The organism is Halobacillus sp. SY10, assembly GCF_045401165.1.
GTDB lineage: Bacteria > Bacillota > Bacilli > Bacillales > Halobacillaceae > Halobacillus > Halobacillus aidingensis.
The window spans coordinates 1,195,899-1,217,320 of sequence record NZ_CP174345.1; the positions used below are offsets into that span (position 1 = coordinate 1,195,899).

General features: G+C 42.1%; 23 protein-coding genes. 15 read left to right on the forward strand and 8 right to left on the reverse strand.

The window, feature by feature from the left end; all coding sequences use genetic code 11:
• Positions 1–98: 98 nt before the first annotated feature.
• Positions 99–380, forward strand: a complete 282-nt coding sequence (locus ACJA3J_RS06120; RefSeq protein WP_174787809.1) for a metal-sensitive transcriptional regulator — start codon at positions 99–101, stop codon at positions 378–380.
• Between the two features lie 60 nt (positions 381–440).
• Here ACJA3J_RS06120 and ACJA3J_RS06125 read toward each other — a convergent pair whose 3' ends face one another.
• Positions 441–608, reverse strand: a complete 168-nt coding sequence (locus tag ACJA3J_RS06125) for a hypothetical protein (RefSeq protein ID WP_167356091.1) — start codon at positions 606–608, stop codon at positions 441–443.
• A 109-nt stretch (positions 609–717) separates the two neighbouring features.
• On the opposite strand from ACJA3J_RS06125, the gene ACJA3J_RS06130 reads away from it, so the two are divergent.
• The 4 genes from ACJA3J_RS06130 (at position 718) to ACJA3J_RS06145 (ending at position 3,830) form a co-directional block, all read left to right on the forward strand.
• Entirely contained in the window at positions 718–1,128 is a 411-nt protein-coding gene (locus ACJA3J_RS06130; RefSeq protein WP_089653226.1) for a ferritin-like domain-containing protein, read from the forward strand.
• A 115-nt stretch (positions 1,129–1,243) separates the two neighbouring features.
• Positions 1,244–2,380 (forward strand): DUF445 domain-containing protein, encoded by a 1,137-nt coding sequence (locus ACJA3J_RS06135; RefSeq protein ID WP_406945798.1) that lies wholly within the window; start codon positions 1,244–1,246, stop codon positions 2,378–2,380.
• An 84-nt stretch (positions 2,381–2,464) separates the two neighbouring features.
• Positions 2,465–2,824 (forward strand): YlbF family regulator, encoded by a 360-nt coding sequence (locus ACJA3J_RS06140; RefSeq protein WP_089653229.1) that lies wholly within the window; start codon positions 2,465–2,467, stop codon positions 2,822–2,824.
• Positions 2,825–3,059: 235 nt separating this feature from the next.
• Positions 3,060–3,830, forward strand: a complete 771-nt coding sequence (locus tag ACJA3J_RS06145; protein WP_406945799.1) for an enoyl-CoA hydratase — start codon at positions 3,060–3,062, stop codon at positions 3,828–3,830.
• A gap of 54 nt (positions 3,831–3,884) precedes the next feature.
• On the opposite strand, the gene ACJA3J_RS06150 is transcribed toward ACJA3J_RS06145, so the two are convergent.
• On the reverse strand, positions 3,885–4,070 hold the full coding sequence (locus ACJA3J_RS06150; protein ID WP_089653268.1) for a YhzD family protein: 186 nt from the start codon (positions 4,068–4,070) through the stop codon (positions 3,885–3,887).
• A 757-nt stretch (positions 4,071–4,827) separates the two neighbouring features.
• Here ACJA3J_RS06150 and ACJA3J_RS06155 point away from each other — a divergent pair.
• The 6 genes from ACJA3J_RS06155 to ACJA3J_RS06180 all read left to right on the forward strand — a co-directional run bounded on the left by ACJA3J_RS06155 (position 4,828) and on the right by ACJA3J_RS06180 (position 12,248).
• Positions 4,828–5,727 carry an ABC transporter ATP-binding protein gene (locus tag ACJA3J_RS06155; RefSeq protein WP_089653236.1) on the forward strand — a complete coding sequence of 300 codons (900 nt, stop codon included), beginning with the start codon at positions 4,828–4,830 and terminating at the stop codon, positions 5,725–5,727.
• Positions 5,720–6,973 (forward strand): ABC transporter permease, encoded by a 1,254-nt coding sequence (locus ACJA3J_RS06160; protein WP_406945800.1) that lies wholly within the window; start codon positions 5,720–5,722, stop codon positions 6,971–6,973. Before ACJA3J_RS06155 ends, ACJA3J_RS06160 begins: the two co-directional genes overlap by 8 nt.
• A gap of 178 nt (positions 6,974–7,151) precedes the next feature.
• Positions 7,152–8,390 carry an exonuclease SbcCD subunit D gene (locus tag ACJA3J_RS06165; RefSeq protein WP_406945801.1) on the forward strand — a complete coding sequence of 413 codons (1,239 nt, stop codon included), beginning with the start codon at positions 7,152–7,154 and terminating at the stop codon, positions 8,388–8,390.
• Complete coding sequence (locus tag ACJA3J_RS06170; protein WP_406945802.1) at positions 8,387–11,269, forward strand: AAA family ATPase; 2,883 nt, start codon at positions 8,387–8,389, stop codon at positions 11,267–11,269. Before ACJA3J_RS06165 ends, ACJA3J_RS06170 begins: the two co-directional genes overlap by 4 nt.
• A gap of 92 nt (positions 11,270–11,361) precedes the next feature.
• Entirely contained in the window at positions 11,362–11,913 is a 552-nt protein-coding gene (locus tag ACJA3J_RS06175; protein WP_089653270.1) for a GbsR/MarR family transcriptional regulator, read from the forward strand.
• 137 nt (positions 11,914–12,050) lie between these two features.
• A complete protein-coding gene (locus tag ACJA3J_RS06180) occupies positions 12,051–12,248 on the forward strand; it encodes a sporulation YhaL family protein (RefSeq protein ID WP_089653244.1) in 198 nt (65 codons plus the stop codon).
• Positions 12,249–12,285: 37 nt separating this feature from the next.
• On the opposite strand, the gene ACJA3J_RS06185 is transcribed toward ACJA3J_RS06180, so the two are convergent.
• The 3 genes from ACJA3J_RS06185 to ACJA3J_RS06195 form a co-directional block, all read right to left on the reverse strand.
• The gene (locus ACJA3J_RS06185; protein ID WP_089653246.1) at positions 12,286–13,227 is read right to left on the reverse strand and encodes a peptidylprolyl isomerase; all 942 of its coding nucleotides are present in this window, start codon (positions 13,225–13,227) and stop codon (positions 12,286–12,288) included.
• Positions 13,228–13,390: 163 nt separating this feature from the next.
• Positions 13,391–13,573: a hypothetical protein gene (locus tag ACJA3J_RS06190; protein WP_035510066.1), complete on the reverse strand. Its 183-nt coding sequence runs from the start codon at positions 13,571–13,573 to the stop codon at positions 13,391–13,393.
• 738 nt (positions 13,574–14,311) lie between these two features.
• Complete coding sequence (locus ACJA3J_RS06195) at positions 14,312–14,860, reverse strand: DUF3267 domain-containing protein (protein ID WP_258871665.1); 549 nt, start codon at positions 14,858–14,860, stop codon at positions 14,312–14,314.
• Between the two features lie 231 nt (positions 14,861–15,091).
• Here ACJA3J_RS06195 and ACJA3J_RS06200 point away from each other — a divergent pair, with 231 nt between their 5' ends.
• Entirely contained in the window at positions 15,092–15,424 is a 333-nt protein-coding gene (locus tag ACJA3J_RS06200; RefSeq protein ID WP_167356107.1) for a DUF1878 family protein, read from the forward strand.
• Between the two features lie 57 nt (positions 15,425–15,481).
• Here the strand turns inward: ACJA3J_RS06200 and ACJA3J_RS06205 are convergent, their stop codons facing one another.
• Together ACJA3J_RS06205 and ACJA3J_RS06210 are read right to left on the reverse strand one after the other, a co-directional pair.
• Positions 15,482–16,054: an HTH-type transcriptional regulator Hpr gene (locus ACJA3J_RS06205; RefSeq protein ID WP_089654202.1), complete on the reverse strand. Its 573-nt coding sequence runs from the start codon at positions 16,052–16,054 to the stop codon at positions 15,482–15,484.
• A gap of 191 nt (positions 16,055–16,245) precedes the next feature.
• On the reverse strand, positions 16,246–16,767 hold the full coding sequence (locus ACJA3J_RS06210; RefSeq protein ID WP_089654203.1) for a GbsR/MarR family transcriptional regulator: 522 nt from the start codon (positions 16,765–16,767) through the stop codon (positions 16,246–16,248).
• Between the two features lie 286 nt (positions 16,768–17,053).
• Between ACJA3J_RS06210 and proV the strand changes: the two genes are divergently transcribed.
• From proV to ACJA3J_RS06225, 3 genes are all read left to right on the forward strand, one after another.
• The gene (gene proV / locus ACJA3J_RS06215) at positions 17,054–18,256 is read left to right on the forward strand and encodes a glycine betaine/L-proline ABC transporter ATP-binding protein ProV (RefSeq protein ID WP_089654272.1); all 1,203 of its coding nucleotides are present in this window, start codon (positions 17,054–17,056) and stop codon (positions 18,254–18,256) included.
• Positions 18,240–19,085 (forward strand): proline/glycine betaine ABC transporter permease, encoded by an 846-nt coding sequence (locus tag ACJA3J_RS06220; protein WP_089654204.1) that lies wholly within the window; start codon positions 18,240–18,242, stop codon positions 19,083–19,085. Before proV ends, ACJA3J_RS06220 begins: the two co-directional genes overlap by 17 nt.
• A 69-nt stretch (positions 19,086–19,154) precedes the next feature.
• Positions 19,155–20,090, forward strand: a complete 936-nt coding sequence (locus ACJA3J_RS06225; protein ID WP_181898741.1) for a glycine betaine ABC transporter substrate-binding protein — start codon at positions 19,155–19,157, stop codon at positions 20,088–20,090.
• Between the two features lie 915 nt (positions 20,091–21,005).
• Here the strand turns inward: ACJA3J_RS06225 and ACJA3J_RS06230 are convergent.
• On the reverse strand, positions 21,006–21,413 hold the full coding sequence (locus tag ACJA3J_RS06230) for a YtxH domain-containing protein (protein WP_089654206.1): 408 nt from the start codon (positions 21,411–21,413) through the stop codon (positions 21,006–21,008).
• Positions 21,414–21,422: the final 9 nt, after the last annotated feature.

Consider the following 21,422-nt stretch of genomic DNA (forward strand, 5'->3'; position numbering starts at 1 on the left):
TTTTGGTTGGATATTTACTATTATAGTAATACAATGGACAAAATCCGCAAAGCGTTGAAGGTATAAAACTTTGTACCTGAAGAGAGGAGGAGAAGGAATTGGATCAAGTGAAGGATAAAAGTATTTACGGTCCTGAAACGAAAAACCGTTTAAAAAGGATTGAAGGTCAAGTTCGTGGTGTCCTCAAGATGATGGATGAAGACAAGGATTGTAAAGATGTTATTACCCAGTTGTCAGCCGCACGTTCTGCGATGGACCGTGCGATTGGATATATCGTAGCAAAAAATTTAGAAGGCTGTATTCGTGATGCTCATGAGGAAGGCGAATCAGCGGAAGAATTAATTAACGAAGCTGTACAGATGATTGTTAAAAGCCGGTAATGAAGAAAGCTGTCACCTGTTGCATCTGATGAAAGGCAAACAGGAGACAGCTTTTTCTTTTCATTTTTCCTCTTTTTGCTCAGGAATTTCGTGAGTTTCTCCGATTTGCTCATGCCCGTAGACAGGTTTAATCGTGCCACCTGCCATACCCTCATTGATCATCCGATCGACGTCAAGCTCGAATTTACCCTTTCCTTCAGGTGCTACATGTTTTTTATGCTTATCCATATGTTCACCTCCTCCTTTCATTTTGCCCTGATTCCGAAATTCAATGAACCAACACGGAGCATAAACTTGTCCTTCCCCTTCATATTCTTGTAGTAAGGGAGGAGATCAAATGCAGGGCTATCGTGAGTCCTTTATCCAAAGGCTGCAAAGGTCAATTGAAGAAGAGTGGAAGGATCATGATTTTTACAGCCGACTAAAAGGGGATACAAGTAACCGTTTATTCAGGGATTATATTAAGCATGCGGAAGATGATGAATTGAAACATTATCAAATGTTTCAACACCTTCACTTTCAGTTGACAGGAAAGTATCATGATTTTGAACCCGAAATGATCAGCTACCGGTCTTTCGAGAATGGTGTGATCAGGGCTCAACAAGATGAATTTAAAGCGGCCGAGATGTACAGGGAGATGCTGTTTATGATTCCTACGCCCGTCGCTTATCAAGCGTTATTTACAGCTATGACTGATGAGATGGAGCATGCGACTCGGTTCGGTACCATTTATGGGAGATTAAAATAATTCCAGTTTGAAGGCCATGTCTACACAAGGCCTTTTTTGTTTGGTGTTTTACCGTTGGCACTTGGCTTTTATATGGATTATACTTGGTACACCATGTGTAGAAAGAGGTTGGAACATGAATCCTGTTTTATTAATTTTAATGATGATCGGAATCGGGGCCCTAATCGGAGGGCTTACGAATTCATTAGCCATAAAAATGCTATTCCGTCCATACCGAGCCATTCATATCGGTAAATACCGTCTTCCTTTCACCCCGGGACTGATTCCTAAACGACAAAAGGAATTAGCCCAGCAATTAGGGAAAATGGTTGTGAACCATCTATTAACTCCAGAAGGCATCCGACGAAAACTCACCCATTCAACTTTTAAGACTCAGATGACCACGTGGGCGAAAGATGAAGTTCACACGATGCTCAAAAAAGAAGACACGTTAAAAGAAGTACTTGAAAAATTTCATATTGAAGTAACGTCCACATCCATTCACAAGCATGTTTCCCATTGGGTGGAACATCGTTATGATTCGGTTATGAACGAATATCGTGAAAAAACGATCGAGGAGTTGTTAACACCCGCGTTGCGAGAAAGGGCAGACCATGGGGTGGATCAAGCCGCTGCTCATATCCAGGCAAGTATAGAAGCTTATTTCCGGAGTTCGGAAGGAAAAGAGAAAGTGGCAGCACTGATCGATAACTATCTGGATAATCAAGGGTTTTTCGGTAATATGATTTCATCTTTTATGGGTCCCGATGGGCTCACGGAACGTATTTACCCACTGATTCTTAAATATGTATCTGATAGAGAGATGAAGGATTGGTTGGAAACGATGTTGCATGCAGAGAAGGATAAACTTTTAACCAAGCGAGTGGCTTGGTTTGAAGACTATATCGGGCGTGAAACCATAGGCTCAAAGCTTGGAGAAGCCGTTGCCCATACCATGCCAGTAGATCAATGGATGGCGAAAACGGTGGAGGAATGGACAAGTCCTTATGAAGAAAAGATTCTAGATACTTTCGTTCCGGCAGCCGTTGATCAAATCAGTGAATTGTTATCATCCAAGGTGGAGAGCATGATGACACAGTTACGTTTATCTGAAATTGTTCAGGAGGAAGTCGAAGCTTTCCAAGTTGACCGTCTTGAAGAAATGGTCCTCGGCATTTCCAGGAGGGAATTTAAAATGATAACCTACCTGGGTGCGTTACTAGGAGGAATGATCGGCTTGCTGCAAGCCACTATTGTGCTATTTTTCGGATAATAGTGTATTCCTATACAGACGTATAGGAGTTTGTTATAGTGGGGAAGGAGTGTCAGAACGAAAACTTAGGAGGTACTTATTTTTATGGCAAATCTATATGATTACGCGTATGATCTAGAAAAAGCAATCCGTAACAGTGAGGAATTCAACGGATTGAAAGAAGCATATGAAGCAGTTATGAACGACGAAGCTGCTAAAAAAATGTTTGACGATTTCCGTCAAACACAAATCACGCTTCAACAAAAGCAGATGCAGGGAGAAGAAATTTCTGAGGAAGAAGTAGAACAGGCTCGTAAAGTCGTTGAGCTTGTACAACAACACCCTCAAATCTCCAAGCTTATGGAAGAAGAGCAACGCTTGAATACAGTCATCAACGACATCAGCCGTATCATTACGAAGCCTCTTGAAGAGCTTTACGGCAACCCTGAAGAACCACAACAATAATAAAGAAATGAAAAAGGAGCTGGTGAAACAGCTCCTTTTTTTGTTGTCTGCAATTTGTGGGTTATTTTGCAGGGGAGGATGTCTGGAATCAGGAAGCAGACCATAAGCCGTCTATGTTTCGTGTCTACTAGGGCTTTCTCAAAACTGGATTTTTTGTCGTCTCTTGCAGGAAAGTGGGGGCTTTATGACGAAAAGCTAAACCGAGAAGAATTTTTCCAAATATAGGAGGAAAATTATGAAGCATTTCATTGTAGAGGAAAAGGGAAATGTGGTTCATTTGAAAATTGCCCGAGGAGAAAAATACAATGCATTAAATGCAGAATTATTAGCAGAATTCGCAGAAGCAGCTCGTGAAGCGAGGCGGTCGGAGGCACAGGTCGTTCTTCTTTACGGAGAGGGAGATGGATTCTGTGCAGGTGGAGATTTGAGTATGATGAAAGAGGTGTCTGACAGAGATACCTATGATGAAGTCATGAACAACATCGAGACGATTGTAACAACCTTCTATTCTATGCAGAAAATTGTTATATCCGCTTTGCATGGGCCTGTCGTAGGTCTTGGGTTAAGTATCGCATTATCTGCTGATTATGTCATAGCGGAACCTGATGCCAGTTTATCAATGAACTTCATAGGTATTGGATTGGCTCCAGATGGTGGAGGTCATTTTTGGCTGCAGGAACGTTTAGGAACACACCAGGCTAAACATTTCGCTTGGGAAGGTCAACAAATGAGAGCGAAAGAAGCTTATGATCATAAACTTGTGGATATTGTCGTCAATGGACCTGTCCGAGAAGAGGCCGCGCGTCTGGCGGAAGAGTGGAGCGGCCGTCCATTAAAATCCATGATTGCTACAAAAGAAATTTATCATCAACATGGGATGGAACGGTTATCCCACTATTTGGAGAAAGAACGTGAAACCCAATGGATGTTACTTCAAACTGATGATCATAAAGAAGGGGTTGGAGCCTTCTTGAATAAACGAAAGCCGGAGTTTCATGGTAAATAATAAAAAGTCGCGCCGAAGAGCGCGACTTTTTATAGTTTTAAATTGTTTGTGGTGTTATCTGTGGAACAAAACCAAATGTCCTTCAGGTGCAGCACAGCGATGGGTGTGATTGCTGTACCCTTTCTCTTCCAGCTTCTCTGACCCTAATTTTTTTGCCTGGTCATCATTTTCTGCTTGAAAGGTTTCATCGAGGACATTGGTACCATCTTTCTCGAATACAGTTAAGTAGTATGTCTTCATTGTTGTGCCTCCTTGAATGAATAGGTATTCATTATTTACTTTTGTCATACAACGTCGATATTCCTGCTTGACCAGCAAATTTCCATCAAAAAATTTCCCATCACATTCCTCCACAAAAGCTCCCTATTCTTGAAGACTCAGTTTGGAGATGTTTTCGGGGTTTGTTTGCCATATTGGGAGTCAGGGGTGGTTGGGAAGCTACTCGCTTTCCTGTGGGGGAGCGCCGAGCTTCCTCAGGCTATCGCCTTGCGGGATCTCGCCTACCTCCTTCTCCCACGGGAGTCTCGTAGCTTCCCAACAACCCCATTCCATAAAAGGGAGAAACGAATCCCTATACCGAGAAGGAGTTTCTCCCACTCTTCTCTCCTAAGCATGCATAAAGCGCTCTGTATCAAGCTTTTACGTTGTGAATGCCAGCTGTGGGGGGATTATATTATCCACTTCCCTCAATCATACAAACTGATTTTTCCAGAAGTGGTTTCGAGAATCTTCCATGGCAAAGGGGCGGAGGGGAATGGGGAGACTCCTGCGGGAAAAAAGTGCTGGGTGAGACCCCGCAGAGCGAAGCTCGAGGAGGCTCACCGCGCTCCCGCGGAAAGCGAGTCATTCCCCGCAGCCCATATCCACTCAAAAAACATCTCGAAACTGAGTCTTCAAGAATCCTGCCATATTCTTTGAAAGAAGTATTTCTTTGGAAAGCAATTTTGAAACCATTGGGTTAGAAATTACGTACATAAGGTGAAAAGGGGGAGAAATGATGACGTTACGATTGGAGAAAGTGACGAAAAAGTTTGGATCGTTTACAGCTGTTGATGATTTGTCATTGGAAATTCCAGAAAAGCAGATCTTTGGTTTTCTCGGTGCGAACGGAGCGGGTAAAACCACCACCTTCCGTATGGTTCTCGGTTTGTTGGATCAAACCAAAGGGGAAATATCATGGAACGGTGGGGACATTGGCTACGACCAGAGTCATTTAATCGGGTATTTACCGGAGGAAAGAGGACTTTATCCCAAGCTGAAGGTCCAGGAGCAGTTGGTTTATTTGGCCAAATTAAGAGGGATGAAGAAATCTGAAGCCGTTCAACAGATTGAAAGTTGGCTTGAAAGATTTAAAGTACCCGAATACAAAAATAAGAAAGTTGAAGAATTATCGAAAGGAAATCAACAAAAAATTCAGTTCATCTCAGCTGTATTACATAAACCGAAATTGTTGATATTGGATGAGCCTTTTTCAGGTCTTGATCCAGTTAACGTTGAAATGCTGAAAAAAGCTGTCATTGATTTGAAAGAATCCGGAACATCGATTGTATTTTCCTCCCACCGGATGGAGCATGTAGAGGAATTGTGTGAAAGTCTGTGTATTCTTCATCACGGTTCACCTGTGGTGCATGGAAAGTTGAAGGAGATTAAAAAGTCATTCGGGAAAAAGAATGTGAAAGTCATTGCAGATTTTGACCTTGCGTTTTTGGAGAGTATTCCTGGAGTTACGAAATATAAGCCCCTGGGAGATGGCTGTGAAATCCAGATTGAGAGCGAGGAAATTGCACAGCGTATTTTTGAGGAGCTTCAAGGGAAAGGGTTTGTACGCAAATTTGATCTGGAAGAGCCGACTTTGAATGATATCTTTATTGAGAAGGTGGGTGCTTCTTATGAATAAGTTCTTTATCATGGTTGCCCAGACCTATAAAAACCGCGTCAAATCCAAGTCTTTCCTAATTACCACGATTGTCACTGTTGCACTCATTTTCGCTTTATCGAATTTGCAATCCCTAATTGAGACTTTCAGCGATGTGGATGAAGAAAAGAAAGTGGCTGTCGTGACAGACAATGAGGACTGGTTTCAGTCATTAAATCAGGTCGTGTCGATGAATGACAACCTTAGCCTTGAGAAATACAATGGAAGTCTTGAGGAAGCTCAAGCAGCGGTAGAAGAAGGAGACTTTCAATCTGTTGTAGATGTGGAACAAGGCGAAGAGGGGATGCCTGAAGCGACTTATTATGCGAACAAAATCGCTAACACAGGGGAAAGTGACCCTGTCAGACAGGCGCTTCAACAAGTGAAAGTTCAGTATGTGACCGAGCAGGCCAATGTCGATCCTGCGATCATTCAACAAATGAATGCCCCTGTGAATTTTGAGCTCGTAGCTCTTGAAGAGAGTGCAAAAACGGCAGAAGAGCTCAACCAGACTCGCGGACTTGTGTATGTGATGCTCTTTTTCTTGTATTTCTCTGTCATCATGTATGGGCAGATGATCTCTACGGAAGTAGCAACAGAAAAATCAAGTCGGGTCATGGAAATTTTAGTTTCCAGCGTATCCCCTGTCTCCCAAATGTTTGCCAAAATTTTCGGGATTGCTTTGTTAGGCTTGACGCAATTCGCTATCCTTATTTTGGCTGGATACTTAGGCATCCAACAAAGCAAGACCCTTGGAGATGGTTCGATGCTGGAGTTTTTCGGTTTCAACGACATTAATCCCGGCACCATCGTCTATGCTGTCGTTTTCTTTATTCTTGGCTATTTGCTTTATGCTACCTTAGCAGCAACTTTGGGGTCGCTCGTCAGTCGCTTGGAGGATGCGCAGCAATTATTAGCACCTATGATTATGCTGATTGTAGCTGGTTTCCTTATTGCGATGTTTGGCCTTGGTATTCCTGATTCTACTTTCATCACGGTCAGTTCTTATTTCCCGTTCTTTACACCACTGATCATGTTTTTACGTGTAGGAATGCTGGAAATCCCGATTTGGGAAGTCGCCTTATCTATTGGTATTCTCATCGGTTCCATTCTTTTGCTTGCTTTGATTGGAGCACGGGTCTATCGTGGCGGTGTACTGATGTATGGGAAGTCCACTTCCTTAAAAGATTTAAAAACGGCTTTGCAACTCTCTAAAAAAGAGAAGTAAAGAAAAACCCCTTTGTTAAGGGGTTTTTTGTTTGGCTGGTTAAATGATAAATCCCTAGCTATGGGTGGGCCGTTCGGAGAAGCTTGCGACTTTGCTGTTGCTCCCTTGTGATATGAGAACGTGCATTCGGTTTTTGGCTCTGTTAAAATGAAAGAAATAATAGAAAAGGAGGCTGATCATGGTGGAATCATCGATTCGATTCATACACAGCGCAGATTTACATATCGACAGCCTTTTTAAAACAAAGGGACACTTCCCGGAAAAACTGTTAGATAGGTTGCGAAAAAGCACATTCGAAGCGTTCGACCGGCTAATCGACGCCTGCATAGACAATAATGTGGATTTCCTTTTGATTACTGGTGACTTATACAATGAGGAAATTCGGAGTATTAAAGCTCAAGTCCATCTCAGGCGTGGGTTCGAACGTCTTTATGAGAAGGATATTCAAGTATATATCAGTTATGGTAACCACGATTATATAGAGGGGCAAACCTTACCCATTGAAATGCCTGACAATGTACATATTTTTAAAAGTGACAATGTTGAACATTTCCCATTTGAAAAGGATGGAAAGGTATTGGCTCATATTTATGGGTTTAGCTATGAGACAAGAGAAGTGCGAGACCGCAAAGTTCCATTCTTTACTAAAAAAGAGGGGGCGGACTATCATATCGGAATGCTTCACGGGAGTCTGGATACAAATACAGACCATGATGTTTACGCACCTTTTTCACTACAGGAGTTAAAAGGGAAAGAGATGGACTATTGGGCATTAGGTCACATCCACAAACGTTCGATTCTATCGGCAGATCCACCTATCCTATACCCTGGGAATATCCAGGGGAGATCACGAAAGGAAGCGGGAGAAAAAGGATGTTATCTTGTCGAGCACAACTCCGGAGAATGGAATTTTCAGTTTGTCCCGTTGCAAAGCATTACATACGATTCTACCACTGTGGAGGATCTTGAAATCACATCGTTTGAAGAATTGGAAAAAGGTTTGAAGAAGGCGAAAGAAAAAGTAGCTGCCGGTTCTCCTGTGATGTTGACGATCACGATGATGGGATATGCAGGATCCACAGAGGATATTCAAGAATGGGTGGAAGTCATTAATGAGAATGAAGATTTTGATTCCGATGATTGGATTTGGATTGAGGAAATCAAGGTTGAAGGCCGCACAACCTGGGATGAAGAGGATTTAATGAAAGGTTCTCATTTTACAGGTGAACTATTGCGGACCATTTCTAATTTAAATGAAGAAGAAGTAGAACAATGGCTCTCTCCTTTGTTTTCTCACCGAAAAGTGTCCAAGTATATTCATCCGATTAAAAATGAAGAAACGACGGATATGATAGAACAAGCAAAATCACTACTATTGGAACGGATGATCAACCATGAGAGGAGGGGGACGATGTGAAGATCACCCATTTATTCATTTACGGATTCGGCAAATGGAAGGATCATTCTTTGGATTTAACCGCTCCATCTCCTCATGTCATTATAGGCGAAAATGAAGCAGGAAAATCGACGCTCTACGAATTTATCTTGTTTATGTTATTTGGACTACCCCCAAAGCAAAGGGTATCTTTTATACCTAAAACCGGAGGAAGCATGGGCGGACGTCTTGTCCTTTTAACGGAAGAGTTCGGAAGAGTGACGATTGAGAGAACGCACGAACATGAGAACGGAAAAGCGGTCTGCCGTTTGGAGACAGGAGAGGAAAAGGACGAAGCGTGGCTCCGGAACTTACTGGATGGAATGGAACGTAGAGTTTTTGAATCTACCTATAGTTTTAATGCGGATGACTTGATGGAACTAAAGAATTTATCAGGGTATGAGCTTGGTGAAGCCCTTTTGAATATCGGATTAACTGGATCTGACCAAATTTATCAGACAGAAAAATGGCTGCAAAAACAAATGGATGAACGTTTCAAGCCGAAAGGAAAAAAACCACTCATTAATGAACAGCTTCAAGTGGTTGAGGAGTTGCAGCAGAAGAAGAAAACATTGGATGATGAAGAAGAAGACTATTTACGGCTTCAAAAGACAAAAGAAACATTGAACGGACGCCTACGCACATTAGAAGGGGAATGGCAGGAGACCATCAATCAAATTTACATAACGGAACAAGTTCTGAAAGTAAGAGCTATTATCGTTGATTACCACTTAATAAAGGCTGAAGTAGAGCATCAATGTAACCTTTCTTTTCCGGAAGCCGGTGTGGAGCGTTACCAGCAAGTGAAGGAAGTCCTTTTGCCTCTTCAATCGGAACAAAAGCTATTAAAAACTAATATTGAGGAAGTTGAGTCTTCTATTCAACGTTGGAAGGATGGATACGACCCACTTCAAGAGGAAGAAGCAGGAAAGCTCGTAGAAACAGGATATCCAAAGTATGAACAAGCTGTCTATGAGGTCGAACGCCTTTTACAACAGATTACCCGACTTGATGAACAGCTTGAGGAAGATAAAAGTCATATTGATGTTCCTTTGGATATAGATGAAATAGAGGAATATTCATTGCCATTTTATATTGAAGAAACATGGCGAGCATTGAAAAAGGAAAAAGAAGAAGTGGAACGTGAGGAAGCGTTTATTAAGGAACAAGCAGACGACATCGCCCGGGAGCTTCAAAAAATAGAAGAACATAAACATTCGATAGAGAACGAGAGGATCAGCGAGGAAACAGCCAAAGAATATGAAGAAAAGTTGCAGAGAAATTATCAAATGGCAGCAACGTCTGATCAAGATACAACGAGATTAAGGAATGGACGTTTGTTAGGGGGCGTGTTGGCCGGCCTCTCACTGGCTTTTGGGGGGTTCCTCGAAGGAATGGTGCTATTCGTCTTGTGTTTGGTCATAGCCGCTGGTCTTGCATTGTACAGTTATAGCTGTCACAAAAAAATAGTGGAATTATCCGAGCGAAGTGTGACGACATCCATTCCTGTGGAAGAAATGGAACAAGCGAGGAAACAGCTGCAAAAATATGATGCACAAAAGAATGAGTACCATCATCTGCGTGAGCAATGGAAGCAGTTGAACCAGGAAGAGATTCGGCTGCAGGAGAAGACCCACCATCTCCAACAACGAAAAAGAAGATTGGAAAATACCCTTGATGAACAGCGTAATCTCTATCCTTTCCTAGCATACTTACACGTGGAGCATTGGGAAAAGCTCTATCATCTTTTGACACAATTGAAAGAAAAGAAACGTACACAGAAACGGCTGCTTCAGGAAACAGAAAAGCAACGTTCCACAATAAACCATATCAAAAAAAATCTGGAAGCGTTTTACAAGGTGAAAAAGTGGGAATTCTACGAAGAGAATATGGAACAGCAGTGGCAGCGTTTAAAAGAATGGGTCCAAGAGCAGAATCATAGAAGGCAGAAGATCACCCAAGCAGAACAGCAGTTGGAATCCTTGGATAAGCGTGCGAAAGAAAATAATGTGAAGCTTTCTACTTATTTGGACCAACAACAAGAGCTTTTCCAAGAAGCCGGCGTGGAGGAGGAAGAAGACTTTTACACAAAGGCGAAACAGAAGAAAAAACAAAGGGAGCAACAAAGTCAGCTCCAGGATTTAGAACGTCAACTGCAGCGTATGCTGTCAGAAAGAGAGCAGCAGCATTATCATGTGTGGACAGAAGTGCCTGAAGAAGCTGCACTTTCGGCCCGCCTGGAACGCCTGAAAAGCGAAAAGCAAAAGATTGAAGAGGAACAAAAAAAGAATCAGCAAGCCAGTGCAGATAACGAGAGCGCCATTCGACAGCTGGAGCATTCAGATGAACGCTCTAGCATTACCCACAAACTTCACAAAGAAAAAGTAGAACTTCAAAAACTTTCGGAAGAATGGGCGGCTTATCAATTGGCTTGGAAGGCTTTAGAGAAGACGAAGCGTGCGTATAAAGAAAAATATTTACCACGGATCTTAGGGAAAGCTACGACCTATTTTCATAACCTGACGAACGGAAATTATGTTGATGTGAAAATTCCACCCGATGATGATTGCATTAAGGTCATTAGTAAGCAGGGATTCACTTATTTTCCAATGGAACTCTCACGGGGAACAAGGGATCAACTGTATGTTTCTTTCCGTCTGGCCCTTGGGGAGACGATGGCGGATGACTTGTCCCTTCCGTTTCTCGTTGATGATGCCTTTGTTCATTTTGACCAGAGGAGATTAAGCCTGATGGTGGAACTTTTCGAGCAATTATCTAAAAAGCACCAAGTCGTTCTTTTTACATGGCGAGAAGATTTGGAAGAAGCGTTTCAATCTCCTCAAGTCCTGCGATTGAGTTAAAATCGATAAAAGGTCGCAATGTAAGAACATTAATGATAAAATGTTTTAAGATTACTGAGGAATAAGCAAATGGAGGGTTTCCATTGCCAGAAATGAACAATAAAGATTGGAACAAATACGAAGAAACGATTGAACAATTTATCCAAGTCATAGCTAAGAATATGAGCCTTTATGGGGTAACCCCGTCCATCGGCCGCTTGTATGGGGTGCTGTACTTTTCACAGGAACCCATGACATTGGATGACATGCGGGAAGCTTTGGAGATGAGTAAGACCAGTATGTCAACAGGCGTCCGTGCTTTATCAGATATGAAGATGGTCGAACCTTCCTTTAAAAAAGGAGTCCGTAAAGATTTATACAAGTCAGAAGAAGATTGGTATAAATCTTTCACTTCCTTGTTCGGAAGCCGTTGGAGACATCATACAGAGACGAATATTGAAGAAGCGGATGAAGCCATCCAGGAGCTTCTAGAGCTGCAAGAGAAGACGACGGACGAAGATCTTCAAGCAAAAATATCAGAAGATATCGATCGGCTGGAATATGCTCAAAATTACTATCGCTGGCTCATGAGGTTCATTCATGTGGTAGAATCCGGAGAGATCTTTCAATACGTACCGAAAATTGATCAAAAAGATAAAAAGTAAAAAATCCGATGTGAACAGCTTGTTGGCTGTGCGCATCGGATTTTTTCGTAGCTCTTTACTAAGAACAGGGAGCTTGTATCATATTTGCTCGCGATTGCTCATAGACTAGAGACAAAAGGAGCGGGGAGGATGAATTTATGATATTCGGTCTTCCGATTTGGGTGTTTTTGTGCATTGTCTTTATATTCATAAGCGGGTATATGGCCATCCGCGCCATGAGAGCGGAGCACAACCTCGAACAAGAGTATATCGAACGGGAAGGTCAAGTGTATTTAAAGCGGATTGAAAAGGAGAAAGAGCGCCGAGGAAAAAGAGATGCCATGATGTCAGAATAAAAGCCAGGTGAAACATTCACCTGGCTTTTGATCTTTATTATTCTTCTGTATTTTCTGCTTCAGAAGAATTTTCTTCTGAGTTATTTCCCTCAGGATTTGTACCTTCTTCTACTGGTGCTTCTTCTTTATCGAAGAGACCTTCAAACTCATCAAGCTTCACATCAATTTCAGAGTTCTGCATAAGCTCATCCATCTTCTTCTGAAGCTCAGCCTGATCGACTTTCTGACTCGTCAATGTACGTTTGATTTCTTCCTTCATTTCTTCATAAGGCTTGATATCTTCTTTATCGCGCTTGTCCGTCACTTTGATGACATGGTAGCCAAATTGAGATTGCACAGGTTCACTTACTTCGCCTGGCTCTAATTCATAGGCTTTATCTTCAAATTCAGCAACCATTTCTCCAGGTCCGAACCAGCCAAGCTTACCGCCTTGCTGAGCAGAACCATCAGAAGAATATTCCGCGGCTAGCTCTCCGAAATCTTCTCCATTATCGATTTTTTCTTTAACTTCTTTCGCCGTTTCTTCATCAGAGACTAGGATATGGCTCGCTTGAACCTCTGTCTTCATCCGATCATAATAATTTTTCATTTCTTCTTCTGAAATTTCGATTCCTTCAGAAGCGGCTTTTTCTTGCAATAGGCTCATACGGATGGTTTCTTTGAAAGCCTCTTCATCTGCAAAGCCATTTTGCTGAAGAATGTTCTCAAAATTATCACCGTATTGTTCTTTGATTGTTTCTAGTTCCTTGTTCACTTCTTCATCAGAAACCTCGTAGTTATTTGCAAGAACTTCTTTCATGACAAGAGTCTGAAGCACTTGCTCCCCAGATTGAGATTTCAATTCTTGGTAGAATTCTTCTTTCGTGACTTCTCCACCATTGGTTTCAACAACAACTTCTGATTCATCTGCATTTGATGAACAAGCTGACAAGGTGAATACGCTCGCTGCCAATGCAGCCGTGATGGCTATTTTTTTCATAATCCTGACACTCCTAAAACTTATTGTGAATTTCGTGACGTAGAGATTTGCTCACAGCCTATCAGTAAATATAACACATTATATAGTCAATGTTCTATACTGTGTTGTGAAAATATAGCAATTCAAACAAGACATAGAAAAAACAGGCCATCTACGGCCTGTTCTAAAGTGTATTAAGCACTTCCACATAAGAAGAGATCAGTAATATTGTAATGAGTACGTTGATCGTGCGGAAAACACGCGTTTGTTTTTCGTTCGACATTTTCGTCTTTGTGCATAAGGAATGTGTGAGTGAGTTAAACACGAATAAAATGACGAGCGCGTACAAGCTGAATCCGAATGCCATGTTGGTACCTCCTTTATTCCCTATGAAACTACTCTATCAAAGTTTGGGTGGATTGAACAGAAAAAAGCAGGTCGGATTTCCCGGTTAGAACAAAAAAGTCTGATTCAGAAATAAAAAGACAAATTCCGACTTCAACTAAAGATCCCGATTGTGGAAGAGTCAGTTTCGAGATGTTTGTTGGAGTTTAGGGGCTCCGGGAAACAGTTCGCTTTCCATGGGGCGGGCGCTGAGCCTCCTCAGGCTACGCCTTCCGGGGTCTCACCTGTCCCACACGTCCCATAGGAGTCTCACCGTTTCCCTCCGCCCCTTGGCCATAAGAGTATCTCGAAACCACTTCCAGAATAAGCGGCCTTCCATCGTAATGGGAGTTGGTGTATTCAACTCTCAAACAAGTAGTAAACTATATTCTAACGCTTGCTATAGAGCGCTTCTCAACTAGAAAGCAGTTATTATGGAAGACGCTCCATTCGTGTACGTGGGTTCGTTTATCTCATCTCTCGAGTGGGGTGGTTGGGAAGCTGTGAGACTCCCGTGGGAGAAGGAGATAGGCGAGATCCCGCAGGACGTAGTCCGAGGAAGCTCGGCGCTCCCCCACAGGAAAGCGAGTTGCTTCTCATACACCCCTGACGCCTAACTCAGCAACGAACCCCTAAACATCTCGAAATCAAGTCTTCCACAATCCTGACATATACTGTAAGAAAACGCAAAAAAACAACGTTCAGAGTGAACGTTGTTTTTTTATGCTTTTGGCTGATGGATCAAGATATCATAGCCTTCTTTCGCATTCTCGATCAAGCACTTTTTCGGTGCTTTTGCGAAATAATTTAAATAGAGAAAATCAGAGAAAGATAATCCGATGTTCACAGATGCAAAGAGTACGAGATATGCAAAGTAGTTAGGGAAGACATATCCCATGATGAGTGCAGGAACTGTAATCAAGAAAGTCGGTGCAAGAGCCATCATGATGGATGTCTTCTTTGATAACCGAGTTTTGCACTGATAGGTGAAGGTCGGAACAAATCGTTTCCTGAATTTGAACTTCACTCGCAACCGCTTATAGCTGAGCATCAAAGGCAGCATGTGCATAAGGCGGTGCATCGACGGTAAGAAAAACAAAATAACCAACAACGGTAGAAAACCGTGATCATTCATCTCATGCGTACCGTGAATCATTGAATACGGCAGGTATAAAATTAGGAATGAAAGTAGTCCTGTAAGAAAAGACATCAGGTAAACACGGTTCAGACCGAATTCTTTATTGATGTTTACTGTTTTCCAGCAGTTCATCATAAGAATCCCTCCCTTACAACAAAAAATACTGTGAATTTATTATGAATATCGATATGATAGTAGTACGTTTTATGTTTCGTTTGTTTGGCACAAGACGAATAATAGTATGTTTGAGGAGAAAAAGCAATAGGTTTTTTGTAAAAAAAATATTTGCTTTATACTCTTTTGTTGTAAGATCTTATAAACCTTGGTATGACAAGGGTGACTGCAGGTTGTGGAGGGAGTATTTTGGAGAAGGGAAATCAATGCGAAACCTTTGCATTCCACTTGAATTTATTACTAGAAGTCGAAGAGATGAAGAAATATCCTTTTACGAAATTAGTCATTGAAAAAAGCTTAACAAAAAAAGAATATAAGGAAACGTTGCAGTTATTAGAAATTTTGAATGAGCGTTACGAAGAGGACGTGGCTAACGGTTTGATGAATCACTCTAATTTGGTGATTCACTTTGCTGGCATGCTTTGTTACAAGCTACCTATAGAAGAGGCGTTGCAAGCACTAGATCAGCAGGGGCTTTACCCGAAATTGACGAACCAACTTATTCGTCTTCACCATAAATAGAACCCTTTCCAATAAATGTTTAATGGAAAGGGTTCTATTTATTTATTTTCCTATTTGTTATGAGGACCTTGATTTTTTCTTATAGTCCTCAATATCCGTCGGTTGTTGGACCAATGGCTCCTCTTCAATGTTTTCTAGTGAACGTTCAAGGATTTCTATATATTCGTCTCCATAAATCTCCTTGATCAAAGCAGATAAATCTAAGAACTCAGGAAGCTTACCATACATTTCTGTCATTGGCATAGCGCCTCTAAGTACAGAGTTATCTTCTGGGTTATACTCTTCCAGCGTTTCTTCTAGAAGTTCAATCCCTGCATCTGTTAATTCTACATAGGTGTTTCTTTTGTCGTTTTCACGTTTAGAAAACTGAAGGAGCCCGCGCTCTTCCATTTTCTTTGAGAAATTAAAGGCGGTTGAAACATGCATGACACCGTACTTGGAAATCTCAGAAATGCTTGCCCCTTTCAAATGATAAGCAATCCACAAAATGTGATGTTCGTTGATGTTCAATTGGAATGGCTTGATCCATTCCTGCCAGTCCTTTTCAATGGCTTTCCAAAGCGCTTTGGAGAGTTGAGCCATTTTATGACTATAGAATATGGCGTCTCTTTTTGAAATTTTATCCTTCATTTACCTCACCCTCTTAAGGTATTTTTTAAAACTATTCTATCTGCAAAAGGCTTTTAGTTTCAAAGAGTTTCCCACTTATAATCATATAAAATTTTAATAAATTATCAAGATATAATGTGCTGAAAAAATAAAAAAATAAGGAACATGCAGAGCTAGAGAAAAAATGGCTCTGCATGTTTGAGAAAAAGGGGTTAATCAGAAGGGTTTTCGCTAGGATCTAGTTCCTTGAAAGCTTCAGCAATCCATTCGTGAAAACGGACCATATCTTCCATACGTCTGTACAGCTGTTCCGCCTGTTGCATTTCCTCTTGATTGACATATTCCTGGACTCTCTCTTTCAACTCACCTTCCATACTTTCAAGTGTATCTTTTTGTCCATTTGCGGCCGCCTGCCACTTCTTTATATAGGATGACATGAAGTTTCGATATAAGTTTTCATTGGCTTGATAAAGGTCTTTACGGAAGCCTTTCTTCCATACTCGTTCGACCAGCCTTTGGTCCAATAAGCCTCTTACGCCTGTACTCATAGAAGTTTTACTTTTACCCAAAGCCTCGCTCATTTCATCTAACGTCATTGGGCCCTGATGCAGATAGAGAGTAACAAACAACCGAGCATCAGCAGGGGTAAGTCCAAACATTTCCAGTGTTTTAGAAAATTCATTTGTGACTTTCGTATGCATGTCTTCAAGGAAATGGTGGTCTTTTACTACCATAAGATCCTCCTTCGCAAAAAATCTATGTACAACGTTACTATAATTTCCAGTTTTATTAAAATGACTGAAAGGGCTTAAATATCAAGTATTTAAAAGTAAAATGGCGTAATTTATGCCTTAAACTTTATACAGTTTCAACTGTACATAATTTTTGTTCTTGATTTAAAGTATTTATCGTTTGAACTTTCTATTACAAATAGGTTACATTATGTAAGGTGGTTGTTTAAGTACGGAAATAAAAACGATGAAACGTACCATAATAAACAAAAAAGAAGAGGTGAGAGACGTGCCGATCATTCAAGTAGAAAACTTATCGAAAATTTTCGGTAAGAATGCTAAAAAGGCTACTAAATACTTAGATGAGGGTTTATCAAAAGATGATATCCTCGAAAAAACCGGCAATACTGTCGGTGTTAACCGCGCGTCCTTTGATGTAGAAGAAGGGGAAATCTTTGTCATCATGGGGCTGTCCGGAAGTGGTAAATCGACACTCGTCCGGTTGATTAACCGATTGATCGAACCAACAGAAGGTAGTGTATATATTGATGGCCAGGATTTGGCTAAGATGGACAGCAAAGATTTACGGGAAGTCCGTCGCCAGAAGTTGAGCATGGTATTCCAACGCTTTGGTCTTTTCCCGCATCGTACAGTACTGGAAAACGCAGAGTTTGGTCTTGAAGTCCAAGGGATTGATAAAAATGAGCGTAAAGAAAAGGCGAAGAAATCATTAGAAATGGTTGGACTAGGTGGATACATCCACCAATTCCCTGGTCAACTATCCGGAGGGATGCAACAGCGTGTTGGTCTTGCACGAGCCCTTGCGAACGATCCAGAAGTTCTATTAATGGATGAAGCCTTTTCTGCATTGGATCCATTGATTCGTAAAGAAATGCAGGACGAATTATTAGAGCTGCAAGAGTCCATGAAGAAAACCATTTTATTCATTACCCATGACCTTGATGAGGCGTTAAGAATCGGTGACCGCATCGCTCTGATGAAGGATGGGCGCATTGTTCAAATTGGTACACCAGAAGAAATCCTAGTGAATCCTGCGAACGATTATGTTGAGAAGTTCGTTGAGGATGTAGACCGTTCCAAAGTGTTAACGGCTGAAAATATTATGAAACGGCCAGAAACGGTAGATATTCAAAAACATGGTCCGCGCACAGCACTTGAACGGATGCGTAAGGAAGGACTTTCAAGCATCTATGTAACGGATGCAAAAAGAAATCTTCATGGGTATGTAACCGCTGATGATGTTTCTCATGCTGTGAAACAGGATGCAGATAACTTGAAGGGTATTCTTCGCACGGATGTGCCGAGGGTTGAGCCTCAAACACCGATGCAGGAAATTTTCGATATTATCCATGATTCCCCGGTACCTGTAGCTGTTATTGAAGAAGGAAAATTAAAAGGGGTAATTGTGAGAGGAGCCGTCCTGGCGGCGTTAGCTGGAAGTGAGGTGAATTTAAATGGGTTTGATTCCTAAACTGCCTGTAGCTGAGTGGATTGATACAGCGACAGAGTGGACAACAGATACATTTGAATTCTTATTTGATTTTATAAAGGAAGACTTTGGTGACTTTATTGAAATCGTAGCAGAAGATTGGCTGATGGGCATTCCCATTTGGCTATTCATTATTGTTGTAGGTGTTTTGGCCTTCTTTGTTTCTGGGAAAAAGTTGGGCTTAACGGCTTTTGCAGTCATCGGCCTATGGTTTATTGCCAACCAGGAGTTATGGGAAGAGTTGATGAATACATTTACGCTCGTTATATTTGCGAGTTTGATCTCCGTTATTATCGGAGTTCCATTTGGAATTTGGATGGCAAAAAGCAAAATGGCAGAGAAAATCCTTACACCTGTCCTTGACTTCATGCAGACGATGCCTGCCTTTGTCTATCTGATTCCAGCCGTAGCTTTCTTCAGTATCGGTATGGTACCAGGGGTGTTTGCCTCTGTCATTTTCGCAACACCACCGACCGTTCGTTTTACGAACCTTGGAATTCGTCAGGTGTCCCATGAATTGATTGAGGCATCCGATGCATTCGGGACGACCGGAGCTCAAAAATTATTTAAAGTCCAATTACCAATGGCTAAAAAGACGATCATGGCAGGAATCAACCAAACGGTCATGCTTGCACTATCCATGGTGGTCATTGCATCCATGATTGGTGCGAAGGGACTTGGACAAACGGTTATTACCGGCCTTCAGCGTGCTGAAGTCGGAACTGGTTTCGTTGCAGGTCTGGGTATCGTTATTCTTGCGATCATCATTGATCGTTTCACACAAAACTTGAACACCCAGCGTGGTGACTAGTAAATACGGTTAGAAAAGGGGCCTTGGACCCTTTATCTATATAAAATCTTTAAAAGGGGAGAGATTTACATGTTTAACTGGAAACGTTTCGGCATGGTGGCCGGACTATCTTTAACACTTGTAGCTGCAGGTTGTGGATCTTCAGAAGATGAAGGCACAGAGTCAAATGGAGATTCCAACGGTGATGAAGCCGCTTCTGAAATGAATTATGGGGAAGAAATGGGCTATGAAATCACTGGTATCGAAGCAGGTGCAGGTGTTGTAAGTTCTGCGGAAGATGCTGTTGAAGAATATGAAAACCTGAGTGGTTGGGAAGTTTCAACCTCTTCTTCTGGTGCTATGGCAGCAGCTCTAGGTGAAGCCATTGAGAACGAAGAACCAATTGTTGTTACTGGCTGGACGCCACACTGGAAATTCGCTAAATACGATTTGAAATATCTTGAAGATCCGAAAGAAGTTTTTGGTGGGGAAGAACAAATCAAAACAATGGTTCGTCAAGGACTTGAAGATGATAAGCCGAACGCTTATAAAATCTTAGACCAGTTCAACTGGGAAGCAGCAGATATGGAAGAAGTGATGCTTGAGATTTCTGATGGAGCGAGCCCGGAAGAAGCGGCTCAAAACTGGATTTCCAATAACCAGGATAAAGTAGATGCTTGGACAGAAGGTACCGAAGAAGTAGATGGTACAGAAGTTGAGCTTGTGCTTGTAAACTGGGATTCTGAGATTGCTTCAACAAACGTCGTTGCAGAAGTCATGAAAGAGCAAGGCTTTGAAGTAACGATTACACCGCTTGATAATGGCCCGATGTGGGAATCTGTTGCCGCAGGTGAAGCTGACGGAATGGTTGCTGCATGGTTGCCAGGAACACACGGTGATCAGTATGAGCAGAATAAAGATAAGCTAGAAGACCTTGGAGCGAACCTTGAAGGTGCCAAGATTGGTCTTGTCGTTCCTGAATATATGGATGTCGATTCCATTGAAGATTTAGAAGCAGCTGAATAATAAGCTTGAAAAAGCGTGTAGAGGTTTGAACCTCTACACGCTTTTATTTTTTGCTCGGGTAAATCCCACAGTTTATTATATATAAGCTCCCGTTTGTGGAAGACTCAGTTTCGAGACTTTTGTTGAGTGGATGGGGGCTGCGGGGAATGGCTCGCTTTCCGCGGGAGCGCGGTGAGCCTCCTCAAGCTTCGCTTTGCGGGGTCTCACCAAGCACTTTTTTCCTCTTACGTATCCGGTTCCGGCGCCTAGCGGCTAGTGAGACTTCCCTCGCTTCTGTACGATAAGTCAACATCGAATCGCTGCGCTCTTCGTGTTTCCGTTATCTCCGCCAGCTCAGTCCAGTCCATACGCCGCTGATCGAGGCGCCTCCACACTTAAGATAGGAGTCTCGCCATTCCCCTTCGCCCCTTGCTATAAGAGATTCTCGAAACCACTTCCGGAATAAGCCGTTTTTATGCCCATGGTAATTGGAAGGGAATGAACTCCTAAGGACGCTATTCCGCACACGAAAAGCTTGTTATAGAGGCTTTATGCTTATAACACCGGGATAGTGGAAGGCACCCTCCCACAGTAAAGGGTTTCGTTTCTCATCTTCATGGAATGGGGTGGTTGGGAAGCTGCGAGACTCCCGTGGGAGAAAGGAGATAGGCGAGATCCCGCAGGACGAAGTCCGAGGAAGCTTGCCACTCCCCCACAGGAAAGCGAGTAGCTTCCCAGCCACCCCTAACGCTCAACACGTCAAACGAACCCCGAAGTCTCGAAATCGAGTCTTCAAGAATCCTGCCATATACTTTAATAACGCATAGTCCACACCAATATTAACGGCGCGTTTATGGAATAGAACGAAATGGGGTTGAATATAGATAGGGGAAAAGGACAAACATAAAAAATCCCGCTCGAGGCGGGATGGATGAATTATTGGTGGTTGATGACTTCATGACTGGGCTGTGTGGTATGATCTTTTTGCTCAGCCTTTGCTTTCTCTTCCAGTTCTTTTAAGCTTTCTTCAATTTGTTCTAAATATTTCTGGATGTTTTTCTGATGGGGTTCAACGGTGCGCTTCCAGCTTTCAATGGATGTTTTTACATCTTCAGAAAGTTCTTTAATGAGTTCTGCGCCTTCTTTCGATGTTTGCGTAATCTGATCCTTCAGCTGCATCCCATCTTCTTTTAAGCTGAGAACGGTATTTTTCAAGTTCTCGCTTTTCAGTTTGGCATTTTCTCTAAAATCACGACCGGAGGAAGGTGTGCTCAGTAACGTATAAGCGGCTCCAATGACTCCTCCGACTAAGAATCCCAGCGCTAATGATTTTCCATTTGGCATATCAGTCAG